The following is a 15,556-nucleotide window of genomic DNA, read 5'->3' on the forward strand; positions in this document are numbered from 1 at the left end:
GCAAAGGTACGCGTTTCTTCGATACTTGCAACCCTTCCAGACGATTTTTTTATCGCTTATTCTCTTTCTTATCAATAGGATAGGTTATCCTTCACGAAACAAGCGATTCCTTCAACGAACCTCCCGTTTCGACGCTCAAAAAACGCAAGATTTAGACGATCGTTTAGACTAGTCGTTTTCGAGAAAAACAAGGGTGCTAAACGGCGGGATGGACTTTAATTAACACTATTATTAATATTAAATTTTGAATTTATGAACAAGAAGTTTTCTACTCTTTTGGCAGGTATGGCACTGTTAAGTGTTATGTCTGTTAATGCACAGACTACACCAAGTCGAGTAGACCCGGAAACTGTATTGGGTCAAGAATGGCGTTTAGGCGGTTTGAAGGAGGGAGCTAATTCTGGTCTTTATCAGTTGAAGGTCATGGATGGCACTACTCCTGCTTATCTTGCGATGGAGCTAAATCGTGGAACAGGTGATTATGAACTACGTGTTTATAGTGCAAGCGAAGCTAAAAATAATTTAGAGGCTACATTGTGGTGTGTTTCTGTCTCTAATTATAATCAAGGTCAAGCTCCTATTTATGACTTCCAGAATAAATTGTCTGGAACTATGTTGGATTTGACAATGGCTGGCCATGAGAAGACTGAGAATGGTACGAATGGTGCTTGGAAACCTGTTTTAGGTGGTGAGATCGCAGGTTGGGCATTCTCTCGCTCATACAAGGATTTGGAAGAAAAGAGACCTTTGTATTCTTATTTCTCAACGGACTCAATTGTTGGTTTGAAAGCGGATCCTACTACCGGAGCTGTTAAGGTTGCCAAGTGGGGTGCTAATCAAATAGATGCCACTTCAAACGCCGCTGATGTGACTAACTTTGCTTTGGTTGGCGCAGCACAAATCGCATTGAGCGAAGATCAAGTAAATACGAAGTTGGGTCTTCTTCAAGATAACAAGGCTGGAGTACAATTGACTTTCACTCCGGACGTGAAAGGTACTAGCTTAAAGAATCCGTTCAATGAGCAGAAGTTTATCGCAGAGGATAAAGATAATAACAAATGGCTTTTCATCAAGCAAAAGGATAAAGAAGCTTATTTGAAAGTTGATACGGCTTATACGAATGAGACAGGTACAAAGTTCTTAGCTTACGGTTGGACAGAGAAAGCAAAGGATAAAGCTGATGCTTACAGTTCTATTAGCTCTGAATTACGTGCTCAACATCAGTTCAAATTCATCTATTCTCCGAGTGGCGATAGCTTATACATCTATGTAAAAAAAGTTACTTGGAATAATGATGGCAAGTATTGGAATACGCACGTTACGGCTACTCCAGTTAACGAGCATGAGTTCTGGCGTGTCTCTTTGCAAGACTTGATTAAAGATGAAACTTGTATTTTGACAGTTGATCCGGAGGACCAGAACACTCATATTTCTTTGGGTCTTAGCGGATGTGAGGAAAAGGGTTCTTCCAAGACTTCCGTTGATGATGGTGTTTATTTCATCAAGAATAAACAAGGACAGTATTTAGCTTCTCCTATCTATGAGAATGGTACTATCCGTTGGACAACCGTGAATGAGGATGAGCAGAGTGTTGCTCATATGCCAGCTTATCAATGGGTTGTATTGAAGAAAAATACAAGTAATGATAAAGTGAAGGCTGTGTCTCCGGTTACTATCTCTAACCGTGAATTCGCAGATAAAGTTATAAATGCGGATTTTGATGGTGATGGCCAGATGGAGTCATATAAGACTGCTGTTTATTCTACTGTTCAGTTAAGAAAGGCAGAGGGTGGTTCTTATATGTTTGTATATGGAGATAAACTTACAGCGGAGTATGGCTCTGTCGGTATAGATTCTTTGTTCTTCGAGAAAGTTCCGGCAGCTTCTATTTCTGATCCGTATTTAGGTTACAGAAAGTTGGAGAAAGATTCTTTGTTGGTTAACAAATATACGTTTAACTATTGGCATCCTTATGCTACGGATAAATACATCGCTAAATCTACAGACTCTACGTTGACTGTGTTGGATGGAAAAGATGCTTTCGTAATTGATACATTGACTGAGCGTTGGAAAAATAACTCAAAGATATTTGCGACTGTAGATATCCCTTACGGTTATAAGGTTAGCGATGATGTGGCTAAGAATCGTATTAAAGGCTTGAAGACTCTAGTGAGAACTGCTTATGAGGTTTCTTATAAAGATGGTAAAGGTGAACTTAATGAATGGAAAGTTAATAAGGAAGATAAGTTTAATGTAGGTTCTAGTGCTACTGGTCATCAGCAATCTTATACGACTTATTATGCATTCTTCAAAGAAAACAACTATATCAGTGGAAAGCACTATTATGCGATTGTTAATGCTGCATATGATAATTATTCTAATGCTACAAAATATGTATTAGGTTATCAGAAAGCTGGAGTATCCGATTATGACGGTGCCGCTACATTGAAGAATCAAGTATTAGGCGAGACTCGTACTTCTGCTTTCGCTATCGAACCGGACAACACTCCGCTTTACCGTCGTTTCAGTTCTCTTGAACTTGAAGGTAATGAAGGTGACAAGGCCGATACTTTACGTTTTATCGAGAAATACCGTAAAGAATACTTGCAGGTTGAGAATAATAAGAACTTCATGAAAGAAGGTATTGACTTCTTAGGTATTTATACTCCGGATAAGACTGAGGATGGTTTGTCATTCATCGTTGATACCGCATGGGTAAACCGTGGTTCTGGTAATATCAAGCCTCAATATTTGATCTCTATTGATCGTAACGATTTCGAAGGAGTTGAAGGCGTACCTTGTACGGAAGATGACCATCACTTTACCGCAGAAGGTAAACCGACAGATAAATGGCATTGCGTTCACGCAAAACCGGCTGTTCCGGGCTTTGAAAGAGGTAAATATTTGATCAATTTCCATGATTTCGCTAATAAATATGGTTGGTCAACATTATCAAATGGGGAGCAAGATGCTGACTACATGTGGAAGAAATATGATCGTGCAGGTTTCGTGGAAGCTATCCGTGTAGCTGATACTTTGTATATCTTGAGAGATGAGTTCAAGAACTTACCGAACGAGAAGATCAACTTCGCTGATTTGAACAAGGCTGAGGAGGATGCTTGGACTGCGGCTAAGAAGGCTGGAGTATCTGAAGATGAATTTGTTTCACACAAATATATCTTATCTGGTGATAACCATAAGTATGTGACTTGGTCTATGCGTTTCGTAAACAAGGAAGTTGCCGCTAATGAGGTAGAAGCTGATAGAGCATTCTTGTTCGAGTCTATGAAGAGTAAACATGTTTCTGATTACAATAATTCTGCTATGGGTGACATCGCTCCTACATATGCGGCTTGGTTGAGAATGCAGAATGGTTGTTTAGTTCTGTCTGATGATCGTTCTTCTAATTTCGATGAGATGAATACAGGTGGTGACGATGCTTTGATCTTTAATGTGGAGCAAGGTGATGATATCGCAACAGATAACGAAACAATCGATGCTGTAGAAGGTATCTCTGTAGTAGCCGGTAACGGTACCGTAACCGTTCAAGGCGCAGCTGGTAAGTCTGTAGTTATCACGAATATCTTGGGTAAGGTAATCGCTGAGACCGTTCTTACTTCCGATAACGCTACAATCTCTGTTCCTGCCGGTATCGTAGCAGTGGCTGTTGATGGTGAGGAAGCTGTTAAGGCAATCGTGAAATAAGAAATAAACGAAATAAGATAATCATACAATTCCCGTGCGGGTATCGATCCAAGTAATCCGTGACGGATGAACAGGCGGGAGTTGGATTAATATTAATACTAAAGTAATAAATTAAGAGGTCCGTAAGTACCTCCGTGAGGAGGAAGTACGGATAAAGGAACAAGAGGATGCGTCGATATAATGTACGCATCCTCTTTTGTGTTTATAGCGGGTGTTGAGGATAAATCCTGCTTCTACTTGCAAAAGAGCGAGATAAGCAACGGCACGCTGATCTCGAGGATAATCCCGTGAATAATAGCCACAGGTACGATATTCTTTCCGGAATACCGGCTGATAACGGGAAGACAAACATCCATAGAATTGATTCCCGCCACGGATACCGGAGCGAATTTACCAAAGAAAGAGGCATACAACGGTGCCCCGAATAAAGCTAACATTTCCCGGATGATATTAGCCAATAACGCGATAGCCCCGAGTTGCGAAGCGATTTCTATCCCTGCCGACGCCTCTTTCAGTTGTACGATAAGCAAGGAGGATAAGGAATAATAAGCGAATCCGCTTCCTACAGCCATACAATCATATATATTCCACGAGGTCAATAACAAACTCGCCGCCGCAGAGAATACTAACGTGCCGATGATCGTAAAGAACGGCAGTAACAAACTGGAAAACCGGATATCCTTTACCATCTTTCCTAATTCGGCGTTTGCTCCCAGATTCAATCCTACTTGGATAACGAGGGCGTATAGCAAGAATTGCGGTAGTTTTTCGCAATACGTGGAGATAGTCGTGTTGGCGAAGGTTCCGCAAAAGATTCCCGCTGTGAAACATAAGATAACGATTAGGTTATTTTTCATTGAGACCTCCTTTCTTGATAAATAATTTATAAGCGATAAAAGATGCTACCAGACTTCCCAATACTCCGCAAATAGCTAGTATGGCAGCTTGTATTCCAAACTCACCAATATTATTCAGCAAAGATTGGTTGGCTCCTATGGTAATACCAAATATGAACAACATCGCGAAAATCGTATAAGAGATGGAATGTTCCAATCCCTTGAAAGCGGGGACGTGTCGGCATAAATAACCGACGCTTATCCCCAGACCTAATAGACCTAGAATGATAAACATAAGCATATTGTATTTTGAGATGCGCAAGACATCCTTTCCCCGGAAACGAAGCATACGAATACTCCCTCTTTTCCGCAGAAGTTAAACTTGAGTGCAATTAATACCTAGATGTAGGTGTAGAAGAGAACTATAAAAAGAAGTCCTCTCAAGAAGAGTATGAATGGATTTAGACAAAACCGCTGAACCAATGAACATGCACGATCGTGTTACCCGAGAAAGCTCGGGTATACCATCTTTTTGAGTTGTTCAGAAGCTTCTTGTTCATCTTATTTGTATCATTGTTTGATTTCTGGCGCAAAGGTAGTAATAAATTAGAGATTCTAAAACTTTTTCTAGGATCGGATATATAAGGGACTTGACTTGGATTTTGGATCTTTTTATGTACATTTGAGGTCCTACCCGCTATTGGGCCAACTAAAAACGGATAGAACAGATATGATTAAAAGATAAGATTGGTTATGAGGAAAAGAATGATTTTAACAGCATTGGCGGCTGTCGCTATCCCTACGTTGTTGATGGCGGCGGATGAGGCGAGATTAATGCGCTTTCCGGCTACAAATGGTTCAGAGATTGTATTCTCGTATGCTGGCGATTTATATAAGGTCCAGGCTACAGGTGGTGAGGCACAGCGATTGACATCGTATGTGGGGTATGAGATGTTTCCCCGTTTCTCCCCGGATGGTAAGACGATCGCTTTTACGGGACAGTACGACGGTAACACGGAAGTGTACACGATGCCCTCTTCTGGCGGTGAGCCATTGCGTATCACTTACACGGCTACGAATAGCCGTGATGATCTGGGCGATCGCATGGGCCCGAATAATATTGTGATGACTTGGACACCGGACGGCAATGGTATTGTTTACCGCAACCGCATCAGCGATGGGTTCTCCGGTAAGTTATATACGGTAAATAAAGAAGGTGGCCTTTCCGAGGTGGTTCCCTTGCCCGAGGGCGGCTTTTGTAGCTATTCGCCCGACGGAAAACAATTGGCTTACAACCGGGTAATGCGTGAGTTCCGTACATGGAAATACTATAAGGGCGGTATGGCCGATGATATCTGGGTTTATAATCCGGAGAAGAAAAGTGTAGAGAATATCACGAACAATGAGGCGCAAGATATCTTTCCGATGTGGATTGGTGATGAGATCTATTTCCTTTCAGATCGGGATTACACGATGAACTTGTTCGTTTACAATACGAAGACTAAACAAACAAGTAAGGTGACGAACTTCACTGAGTACGACGTGAAATTCCCTAGTAGTTTCGGGAATACGATCGTTTTCGAGAATGGAGGCTATATCTATAAGATGGATGCGGCGTCGAAGAAACCGGAGAAAGTGAACGTTACCCTTGCCTCCGATAATGTCTACGCACGTAGCGAGATCAAGGATGGTTCCAAATATATCACGAGTGCCAGCCTCTCCCCCAAAGGTGAGCGTATGGTGGTGACAGCTCGTGGCGAGGTATTCAATATCCCGGTAGATAAAGGGGTTACGAAAAATATCACCCGTACTCCGGGAGCGCACGAACGTGACGCTCAATGGTCGCCGGACGGAAAACATATAGCATATATCTCCGACGCTACCGGCGAGACCGAGCTGTATCTCCAAGATTCCGAGGGGGGCGAGCCTACCCAGTTGACCAAGAATAACGATACGTATATTCGTACTTTCCAGTGGAGTCCGGATTCCAAGAAGATTGTCTATACGGATCGTAAAAATCGGATCAATCTTTTGGACGTATCTAACAAACAGCTAACAAATATCTCACAAAGTCTGTTAGGTGAAGCCCGCAACGTAAGTTTCTCTCCAGATAATAATTGGTTGACTTATTCCCGTGTGTCCGATAATAATTTCTCAATCGTCTATGTCTACGATATCGCGGGTAAGAAAGAATATCCCGTGACCGATAAATGGTACGAGTCTTATTCTCCGGTATTCAGTACGGATGGCAAATATCTGGTATTCACTTCCGCCCGTGATTTCAATCCTACGTATAGCCAAACGGAATGGAATCATGTGTATAATAATATGGGTGGCGTATATCTGGCGTTATTGTCTAAGGATACCGCTTCCCCGTTTATGGAAACGGATGCGGAGGTAGCCATTGAATCTACCCCGGCGAAAGCGGATGCCTCTAAAAAGGACGAGACAAAGAATGAGGCTTCTACTCCGGTCGTAAAGATTGATATAGAGTGTATTACGGATCGAATCGTTAAGCTCCCCTTGCCGGGATCGAATTACTACGATCTTTATTCCGATGGAACGAACGTGTATTATTTCACGAAAGGCGGCATGAAGATGTTTGACTTGAAGAAACAGAAAGAGGAAACCGTTAGCGATGCCGCTATGATGGTTGATCCGGCTGGCAAGAAAGCTGTTTTCTTTAAGGACGATCAACTATTCGTAACCGATATACCGAAGGGTAAAGCGGATTTAAGTAAGCCGGTTAATCTGGCGAATATGAAGATCACGGTAGACTATACGAAGGAATGGGCGCAAATCTTCGATGAGGCTTGGCGTGCTTTCCGGGATGGTTTCTATCTGGAGAATATGCATGGCAAGGATTGGAAGGCGATCAAGGAGAAATACGCCGCCCTTCTTCCTTACGTGAAAACACGTTTGGACTTGAATTATATTATTGGCGAGATGATCGGCGAGCTGGGAGTAGGGCATGCTTATGTGAACCCCGGTGAGGTGGAAAGTCCTAAACGGGTATCGATGGGTCTGCTAGGTGCTGAGGTTTCTCGGGATAAGAGTGGTTTCTTCCGCTTGGAAAAGATCCTGCCGGGGGCTTCTTGGAGTAAGGAATTACGTTCTCCATTGACAGAGCCGGGTGTTGAGGCGAAGGCCGGAGAGTATATCGTCGCTATAGACGGAGTACCTACGAATAGCGTGAACGATATGTATAAGTTGTTGATCGGGAAGGCGAACGTTCCGACCGAGTTGTCCTTGAATAGCAAGCCTCAGTTGGCGGGCGCTCGTAAGATCGTGGTCAGTCCGTTGGCGGAAGAATATTCTTTGTATCACTATAATTGGATCCAAGATAATATCAAGAAGGTAGATAAGGCGACGAACGGTAAGGTCGGTTATATCTATATCCCGGATATGGGGCCGGAAGGCTTGAATGAGTTCTCCCGCTATTTCTATCCGCAATTGGATAAAGAAGGTTTGATTATCGATGATCGTGCGAATGGCGGTGGAAATGTCTCCCCGATGATTCTGGAACGTCTGTCTCGTGAGCCGTATCGTTTGACAATGCGCCGGGGTTCTTCTTTGATCGGGACCGTACCGGATGCCGTACAGGTTGGCCCGAAAGTTTGCTTGATCAATAAGTATTCCGCTTCCGATGGCGATTTATTCCCGTGGGGCTTCCGTGCGCTTGGCTTAGGTAAATTGATTGGAACCCGTACTTGGGGCGGTATCATCGGTATTAGCGGCCCGCTTCCTTATATGGACGGTACGGATATCCGTGTGCCTTTCTTCACGAGCTATGATCCGAAGACGGGTAACTGGATTATCGAGAACCACGGTGTGGATCCGGATATCTTGATCGATAACGACCCCATCAAGGAATGGAACGGTGAGGATCAACAATTAGACCGTGCTATCGAGGAAGTCATGAAACAATTAAAAGAACGCAAACCGCTAGCCCCTGTCCCCGCACCAAGGGACTGGAGCCATAAATAATGAGAGGTTATTTGTAGAGATGGGGCACGCCTCGTCTCTACAAATAAATAGTAAACGGATTAAAAACTAGTAATCTATCTATGGAACGATTCGCAGCCATTGACTTTGAGACCGCTAATGGAAAGCGGAGCAGTATTTGCAGTATAGGTATCGCCATATTGGAGGATGACTGGGTAGTAGATAGCATTTATACCTTGGTACGTCCTACCCCTAATTTCTATACCCGTTGGACTACGGCTATACATGGGTTGAGCGCTGAGGATACGAATGATGCGTTATGTTTCGAGGAGGCTTGGGAAAGCATCGCCCCGAAACTAAAGGATCTCCCCCTTGTTGCCCATAACAGTCCGTTTGATGAGGGATGCCTGAAAGCCGCCCACGAGGTATATGACTTAGCCTATCCGAAATATCCCTTCTATTGCACTTGCCGTCTATCCCGGAAGATGTACCCATTTCTGGTAAATCATCAGTTGCAGACTGTAGCCGCCCACTGCGGTTACGACCTTACCCAACATCATAACGCCATGGCCGACGCTTACGCCTGTGCCCATATCGCCCTTACGATGATGCGGGAAAAAGAGGTCGATACCTTGGAGGCGCTTATGGCTTCCTGCTACTCTAGGTAACTATGGGGTGTTTTTCCCGGCTATTTTATCCACCACGACAGCGATAGCGCCATCTCCCGTCACGTTGCAAGCGGTGCCAAAACTATCCATGGCAATATAAAGGGCGATCATTAACGCTTGCAGTGTCTCATTGAATCCTAGCATACTTTGCAAGATACCCAAAGCGGCCATAATAGCCCCTCCCGGAACCCCCGGAGCCGCTACCATCGTAATTCCCAGCATCATGATAAATCCGCTGAAATTGGAGAAGGTAACCGGTTCTCCCGCCATGATCATGATAGCCATAGCGCAAGCTACGATTTTCATGGTGCTACCTGCCAGATGGATCGTGGCGCAAAGCGGAACGGTAAAGATCGCTATATTCTCCCGTACGCCATTCTTGACAGCCTGCGCCAGTGTCACGGGAATCGTGGCGGCGGAGGATTGGGTCCCTAGAGCCGTAGCGTAGGCCGGTAACATATTCTTCAAGAGGCGGAGCGGATTCTTCCCGGCTATGGCTCCGGCTATCGTGAATTGAATCAATAACAATAATACATGTAAGGCAAAGATGACTATGATAACCTTAAGGAACATCGTGATAATACTCATGACTTGTCCACTCACGGTCATGTTCAGGAAGATACCGAAAATATGGAGCGGTAATAACGGGATGATAACCACCTCGATCAGCTTAATGATAATTTCCTTGAAATCCGTGAAAGAGTCACGCAGGGTGGTTCCCGCTATATTAGAAAGCCCTAGGCCAATCGTAAAGGATAGCAGCAAGGCTGTCATGACATCCATTAAAGGCGGCATATTTACCACGAAGTAAGGTGTCAGCATGAAATCTTCCGGATTCTCCATCGCCGTCAATTCCGTGTTGGTCGGTAGTATGTGCGGGAATATAGCCGATCCGCTCAGGAACGTGAAGAAACCCGAGAAGACTGTTGAACCGTAGGCGATCAAGGCGGTTATCAATAATAGCTTTCCGGCTCCTTTGCCCAGATCTCCGATAGCGGGAGTCACCAGCCCCAATATGATTAGAGGGATGGAGAACGATAGGAAGTTGCCGAACAATGAATTGAAGGTTACAAAGATACGTGCGATTCCTCCCGGTAAAAACTGGCCGAACAATACGCCGGCGGCGATAGCGATAACGACTTTAGTTAACAATGATACTCTGATCTTCTTCATGGTGTTGCTTTATTTTGAAGCCAATGGCGGCCATCGTAATACTCATCAACGGACTGATCAGGTTAAAGAAGCAATAAGGAAGATACGTCAGGGTCGCTACGCCTAATATCGTGGCTTGCGTCATGCCGCAGGTGTTCCACGGTACCAGCACGGACGTTACGGTTACGGAATCTTCCGTCGTACGGCTTAACAGGCGACTCTCATATCCTTTTTTCTTGTAGATATCCTTGAACATATTTCCGGTAAGGATAATAGATATGTATTGATCGGCCGTAACGATATTCAAGAATAAACCGGAGAATACGGTAGACGCCACCATGCCGACCCTCCGTTTCATAAAGCGCAGGAATACGGACGTAAGGCTTTCTAGCATACCGCTGGCCGTCATGGAACCACCGAAGCACATGGCGCAGATGATCAGCCAGATCGTATTCATCATACCCGCCATACCCCGGGTGGCGACCAAGCTGTTCAAGGCCTCGTTGCCCGTATCGATTTGGGTACTCCCGTAGAATGTCATGAATAATCCCTTAAACAGGGAGGAGGCATCCGCTACCGACGCTCCCGCTACCTCTTGCAATAAATGAGGCTGGAAAAAGATCGCGAGCACCCCCGCCATCGCTGTCGAGATAAACAAGGTGATCAAAGACGGTACTTTCTTGGCGATTAATATACCCGTTACCACCGGTACGATCAGTAGCCAGAGCGAGATATTAAAACTTTCGTTCAACGAGGCGGCGAACTCGGCTATTTGCCCGGATGCGTTCGAGGTATGCGTAAAACCCGCTATGGTAAAGATAATCAACGTGATCACCATAGACGGTATTGTCGTAAGCATCATATACCGGATATGGGAGAACAAAGGGGTATGCGTTACGGAAGAGGCTAATACCGTCGTGTCCGAAAGCGGTGAGATCTTATCCCCGAAATAAGCGCCCGAGATGATCGCCCCGGCTACCCACCCCGTAGCGAAGCCCTGTGCCTCACCGATACCCATCAAGGCGATACCGATCGTGGCGATGGTAGTCCACGAGCTACCGGTCATAACGGATACGACAGCGCAGATCACGCAACAAGAGGCCAGAAAGAAACTCGGATGGATAATTTGCATCCCGTAATAAATCAAGGTCGGGACGATACCGCTGATCATCCAGCTACCGGATAGAGCGCCAATCAACAATAGGATAATTATAGCTGTGGCCACTCCCAATATGTTTTTACATATCGCCTCTTCTATATCACGCCATTTGACTTTGCAGAAGATCATGGCCAAAAGGGAGGCGACCGCCGTGGTGGTAAGTAATACGACTTGGCTTCCGCCGCTCAACGCGTCGCTGCCAAAAGTGCGTATGGTTACAAACAAAAGAGCTACCAGCACGAGGATAGGCACTAGTGAAAGTAGAGGGGAGGGCATCTTCTTAAGATGATTTTCCATTGTTCATTCAGTCGCTTAAATAATGATGGTGCGAAAATACTAAAAATACCTTGAATAGCGCTATGAATTATAGATTGATTTCCTTATTTCACAGTCTTTTGGACGATCTTATAACCGGTTGCCGCTATAAGAATGCTCATAAACGGGCTGACGATATTAAAGATGCAATAAGGGAAATAAGTCCAAGTAGATACGCCAAGGATTGTAGATTGTGTCATGCCGCAAGTCGTCCACGGGATCAGCACGGAGGTGACGGTGACGGAGTCTTCCGTTGTCCGGCTAAGCAGGCGGCTCTCGAATCCACGTTGCTTATATACTTCTTTAAACATTTCGCTGTTCAGGATGATGGCGATAAACTGGTCCGCCGTGCAGATGTTCAAGGATAATCCGGACACGACGGTAGAGGCGACCATGCTGGTACGGCCTCGCATGAAATGCAAGAAGATACGTGTGATGCTTTCCAGCATGCCGCTAGCGGACATGGCCCCGCCGAAACACATGGCGCAAATGATCAGCCAAATCGTGTTCATCATCCCGGCCATTCCCCGGGTAGAGACTAGAGAGTTCAGGGCCTCGTTGCCGGTCTGTATCTGCGTGCTGTCATAGAAAGTCATCAGCAGGCCTTTGATATAGGCGATAATCCCGCTATCCGTGATCCCGGAAATCTCCAATAAGGCGTTTGGCTGGAAGATCAAGGCGAATATTCCGGCGAGTATGGAGGAGGCGAAAAGCACCACGATCGAAGGTGTCTTCTTGGCGATCATGATTCCGGTAACGATCGGTACGATCATAAGCCAAGGCGTGATATGGAACGAGCCTTTCAAGGCTTCGGAGAAAGTGGCTATCTGGGATGCGTCCGCTGCCTCCCTCGAGAATCCGGCGATGCTGAATACGATCAGTGTGACGATCATAGAGGGAACGGTCGTATAAAGCATATACCGGATATGCGTGAAAAGGGGCGTGTCCGTTACGGAGGCCGCCAATACCGTAGTGTCTGATAACGGCGACATCTTATCCCCGAAATAAGCGCCCGATATAATCGCTCCGGCTACCCACCCCGTACTGAAGCCTTGCGCCTCGCCAATCCCGATCAAGGCGATCCCGATGGTGGCGATGGTAGTCCACGAGCTACCCGTCATAACCGATACGATACTGCATAGCAGGCAACAGGCCACGAGGAAGAAATCCGTTTGCATGACTTGCAACCCATAATAGATCAAGGACGGCACGATCCCGCTTACCATCCAACTGCCCGATAGGGTTCCGATCAATAAAAGGATGATGACAGACGGTGCGATCCCATAGATGTTACGGGCGATTTGCCCCTCGATATCTTCCCACTTGATCTTGCAATGAAAGACGGCGATCAAAGAGCAGATCGAGGTGGCTATCAATAAGACGATTTGGCTGGCTCCTCCAAGGGAATCGCCCCGGAAAATATAGATGGCTACGGCCAGCATGATGACTAATGTCACTACGGGTAGTAAAGAGATCGCGATGGAGGGTGTCCGGGGCTTTTCTGCCATGGGTTTATTCACGTCGTTTGTTATTTATCATGGATAATCCGAATAAATTCTTTATACGGACCTTCCTTGTGTTATCAATTCTAATTAATTTCGCTGCAAAAATAAAAAAGGATTTGGATAGGGGGGTAACTTATGGTAGTAAATAATCGGTTAGGCTATTTATTTGTCTTTTTGGGGATGAGTATGGCGCTATATGCCCAGCGAAAGACGGAAGTGATCCGTTATGGCGATCTGGATCAGTGGGTGGTACGTAAGATCACGGAATCGGCTATTATCGGGAAGGAGACAAAGACTCTTTACTGCGTTGGCCCTATGGATACGATTATCGGAAATAAACCTTTTGAGCCGAAAGCTTCGCCTTGGGGCAGTTCTAACGTGATGGCAAGGGTGAGCGGGATTACGAAAGCTAGCGTCAGTGTCTACCCCGAAAGACGGGATGAGGGGTATTGCGCACGGCTGGAGACGGGTATAGAATCGATCTCGGCGATGGGTATCATGAACGTGAAGGTGCTGGTCGGTGGATGCCTCTATCTCGGCCGTTTTCTGGAACCGGCGAAGAATTCTTCGGAGACGTGGGGGCAGATCGTTTGCGGTATCCCGTTTCACCAAAAACCTACGTCCTTGTTATTCGATTATAAGGTGAAACTCTCCGGTGATCCCAATCGTATTAAATTGAGTGGTTTTAGCAAGAGATCGGAGGTAAATGGCATTGATATGCCTTTGGTGAATCTCTTTCTTCAGAAGCGTTGGGAAGATAAGGACGGGAACATATATGCTAAGCGTATCGGTACGCTGGTAATCCGGATGGATGAAAATACGGATTGGGTAAACGATGCCAGTTTTACGATCTTATACGGCGATATCACGAAACGTAGCGATTATGAAGAATATATGGGGTTTCAACTCGGTGAGTCCGCCCGTTATAGCTTGAACAGCAAAGGCAAGAATGTGCCCATCCAAGAAATCGGCTGGGGAACGGAGGACGATGAGGTAACCCATATGATCTTAGAGTTCTGTTCCAGTCACGGAGGCTCATACATAGGGTCTCCGGGAAATACCTTTTGGGTAGATAATATCCGGTTGGGATATTGATCCTATTATCGTTGAAACCCTATGGTATTTGTCTCCGGTCTTGATACAGAAGCCAACAAATGAAGCGTAGCTTGTTTTATTCTATGGTTTCGTGATCAGAATATAATAGTCTGATATTAGCCTCTAATATTCTGAATCCACTCCCATGGTCGTGCGGCATACCATATTTGGGGCCAGATTTATAGCTCCCGATTCTTATATCATACATTATCTTCCCATCGGTTAAGAGTGATATAAAACGTTCAAATGATGGCTCTGTATATATATCGGCTTTATTGAAGTAGAAGAGTTCCTTACCTCCTTCTTTTTTCGTTTGGGCAGTTACATATAATAAGTTCTTTAGCTTCTTTGTTAGTGCTTTTTGAATGTCTTGATAGGTGTAACCTACGCTACAATCTAACAGCTCTTTTGTATTTAAGTCAAATACTCCTATTAATATTGTCTTGGCGACAGGGTTGTTTAGGAGTTTAAAAGAATATTTCTTCATATATGTGTTATAGCTATTTGCAAACATAGACGTATGCAAGCTATTTATAGATGGTGCATCTTCATAAGGTGTGCCAAATTTATCTTTTAAATAAGCATTCGCGCGTTTGGGAAATGAGGGGCTTTTAGTGAATAGGGTAACGTAAGAGCATGAAGCGCCGCGATGAGATTTTATTTCGAATCCAGCTAAATCGGGCTCGTCTAAATTGTTCTCGACAACTCCGATGTAATCTTCAAATGTTTTTCCAATCCCAGTATTGTTGGCTCTATTGCTTGGAACATATTCCAAGGATTTAACCTCTTTGAACTTTGAAATAATAAAATCCTTATTCTCCATAACGTATTATATTAAATATGAGTAAGTCAATAATATCTCTATCTTTGGAAAAATCTTCCTCTGATATGAATAGCTGTTCTATGGTAATGTTGAAATAGTGGCATATTTTATAGATCTGACTAAGGGTGTACTTATGTGGAAATTTAGGGCTTTCTATACTCCCTATTAAGCCCGGAGCCACTTCGAGGAGATTCGACAACTCTTTTTGGCTAACATTGTTGGCCTCTCTTAGCTCCTTTATCTTAAGGATGATTTCAAGTTGATACTCGGTCTTTCTAATCATTATTGTTATTTTTGCCCAAAAATATAGTTTTATATATGCTTATGTACTCACAATATGTGAGCAATTGAGT

Annotated in this window: 11 protein-coding genes; 4 read left to right on the forward strand and 7 right to left on the reverse strand. The window is 44.7% G+C overall.

All coding sequences use genetic code 11. From position 1 onward, the window contains the following. Positions 1 to 252 precede the first annotated feature (252 nt). Positions 253 to 3,705: a DUF6383 domain-containing protein gene (locus HMPREF0999_RS16225; RefSeq protein ID WP_009276398.1), complete on the forward strand. Its 3,453-nt coding sequence runs from the start codon at positions 253 to 255 to the stop codon at positions 3,703 to 3,705. 233 nt (positions 3,706 to 3,938) lie between these two features. Here HMPREF0999_RS16225 and HMPREF0999_RS16230 read toward each other — a convergent pair whose 3' ends face one another. Together HMPREF0999_RS16230 and HMPREF0999_RS16235 are read right to left on the reverse strand one after the other, a co-directional pair. Next, on the reverse strand, positions 3,939 to 4,562 hold the full coding sequence (locus HMPREF0999_RS16230; protein ID WP_005860926.1) for a lysine exporter LysO family protein: 624 nt from the start codon (positions 4,560 to 4,562) through the stop codon (positions 3,939 to 3,941). After that, positions 4,552 to 4,836 (reverse strand): LysO family transporter, encoded by a 285-nt coding sequence (locus tag HMPREF0999_RS16235; protein WP_172718840.1) that lies wholly within the window; start codon positions 4,834 to 4,836, stop codon positions 4,552 to 4,554. The genes HMPREF0999_RS16230 and HMPREF0999_RS16235 overlap by 11 nt, the downstream gene beginning before the upstream one ends. Before the next feature lie 458 nt (positions 4,837 to 5,294). Here HMPREF0999_RS16235 and HMPREF0999_RS16240 point away from each other — a divergent pair, with 458 nt between their 5' ends. Further along, entirely contained in the window at positions 5,295 to 8,528 is a 3,234-nt protein-coding gene (locus HMPREF0999_RS16240) for a S41 family peptidase (RefSeq protein ID WP_009276399.1), read from the forward strand. Positions 8,529 to 8,608: 80 nt separating this feature from the next. Continuing rightward, entirely contained in the window at positions 8,609 to 9,154 is a 546-nt protein-coding gene (locus tag HMPREF0999_RS16245) for a 3'-5' exonuclease (RefSeq protein WP_009276400.1), read from the forward strand. Here the strand turns inward: HMPREF0999_RS16245 and HMPREF0999_RS16250 are convergent, their stop codons facing one another. The 3 genes from HMPREF0999_RS16250 to HMPREF0999_RS16260 all read right to left on the reverse strand — a co-directional run bounded on the left by HMPREF0999_RS16250 (position 9,155) and on the right by HMPREF0999_RS16260 (position 13,288). Then, positions 9,155 to 10,327: a dicarboxylate/amino acid:cation symporter gene (locus HMPREF0999_RS16250; RefSeq protein ID WP_005860935.1), complete on the reverse strand. Its 1,173-nt coding sequence runs from the start codon at positions 10,325 to 10,327 to the stop codon at positions 9,155 to 9,157. Next, complete coding sequence (nhaC, locus tag HMPREF0999_RS16255) at positions 10,296 to 11,762, reverse strand: Na+/H+ antiporter NhaC (RefSeq protein WP_005860937.1); 1,467 nt, start codon at positions 11,760 to 11,762, stop codon at positions 10,296 to 10,298. Before nhaC ends, HMPREF0999_RS16250 begins: the two co-directional genes overlap by 32 nt. Before the next feature lie 83 nt (positions 11,763 to 11,845). Then, the gene (locus tag HMPREF0999_RS16260; RefSeq protein ID WP_009276401.1) at positions 11,846 to 13,288 is read right to left on the reverse strand and encodes a Na+/H+ antiporter NhaC family protein; all 1,443 of its coding nucleotides are present in this window, start codon (positions 13,286 to 13,288) and stop codon (positions 11,846 to 11,848) included. A gap of 132 nt (positions 13,289 to 13,420) precedes the next feature. Between HMPREF0999_RS16260 and HMPREF0999_RS16265 the strand changes: the two genes are divergently transcribed. Continuing rightward, positions 13,421 to 14,380 (forward strand): PCMD domain-containing protein, encoded by a 960-nt coding sequence (locus tag HMPREF0999_RS16265; RefSeq protein WP_005860941.1) that lies wholly within the window; start codon positions 13,421 to 13,423, stop codon positions 14,378 to 14,380. Between the two features lie 76 nt (positions 14,381 to 14,456). Here HMPREF0999_RS16265 and HMPREF0999_RS16270 read toward each other — a convergent pair whose 3' ends face one another. Both HMPREF0999_RS16270 and HMPREF0999_RS16275 read right to left on the reverse strand, forming a co-directional pair. Continuing rightward, complete coding sequence (locus HMPREF0999_RS16270; protein WP_005860943.1) at positions 14,457 to 15,203, reverse strand: MvaI/BcnI restriction endonuclease family protein; 747 nt, start codon at positions 15,201 to 15,203, stop codon at positions 14,457 to 14,459. After that, positions 15,193 to 15,486 carry a helix-turn-helix transcriptional regulator gene (locus tag HMPREF0999_RS16275; RefSeq protein ID WP_005860945.1) on the reverse strand — a complete coding sequence of 98 codons (294 nt, stop codon included), beginning with the start codon at positions 15,484 to 15,486 and terminating at the stop codon, positions 15,193 to 15,195. The genes HMPREF0999_RS16270 and HMPREF0999_RS16275 overlap by 11 nt, the downstream gene beginning before the upstream one ends. Positions 15,487 to 15,556: the final 70 nt, after the last annotated feature.

Origin of the sequence: Parabacteroides sp. D25, assembly GCF_000307475.1 — a bacterium.
In the GTDB taxonomy this organism is placed as follows: Bacteria; Bacteroidota; Bacteroidia; order Bacteroidales; family Tannerellaceae; genus Parabacteroides; species Parabacteroides distasonis.

Bases quoted from the DNA above. Each gene is read 5' to 3' on its own strand.
- HMPREF0999_RS16225 (WP_009276398.1), top strand. From the start codon at position 253: ATGAACAAGAAGTTTTCTACTCTTTTGGCAGGTATGGCACTGTTAAGT.
- HMPREF0999_RS16260 (WP_009276401.1), bottom strand. From the start codon at position 13,288: ATGGCAGAAAAGCCCCGGACACCCTCCATCGCGATCTCTTTACTACCC.
- HMPREF0999_RS16270 (WP_005860943.1), bottom strand. From the start codon at position 15,203: ATGGAGAATAAGGATTTTATTATTTCAAAGTTCAAAGAGGTTAAATCC.
- HMPREF0999_RS16245 (WP_009276400.1), top strand. From the start codon at position 8,609: ATGGAACGATTCGCAGCCATTGACTTTGAGACCGCTAATGGAAAGCGG.
- nhaC (WP_005860937.1), bottom strand. From the start codon at position 11,762: ATGGAAAATCATCTTAAGAAGATGCCCTCCCCTCTACTTTCACTAGTG.
- HMPREF0999_RS16235 (WP_172718840.1), bottom strand. From the start codon at position 4,836: ATGTTTATCATTCTAGGTCTATTAGGTCTGGGGATAAGCGTCGGTTAT.
- HMPREF0999_RS16240 (WP_009276399.1), top strand. From the start codon at position 5,295: ATGAGGAAAAGAATGATTTTAACAGCATTGGCGGCTGTCGCTATCCCT.
- HMPREF0999_RS16275 (WP_005860945.1), bottom strand. From the start codon at position 15,486: ATGATTAGAAAGACCGAGTATCAACTTGAAATCATCCTTAAGATAAAG.
- HMPREF0999_RS16230 (WP_005860926.1), bottom strand. From the start codon at position 4,562: ATGAAAAATAACCTAATCGTTATCTTATGTTTCACAGCGGGAATCTTT.
- HMPREF0999_RS16265 (WP_005860941.1), top strand. From the start codon at position 13,421: ATGGTAGTAAATAATCGGTTAGGCTATTTATTTGTCTTTTTGGGGATG.
- HMPREF0999_RS16250 (WP_005860935.1), bottom strand. From the start codon at position 10,327: ATGAAGAAGATCAGAGTATCATTGTTAACTAAAGTCGTTATCGCTATC.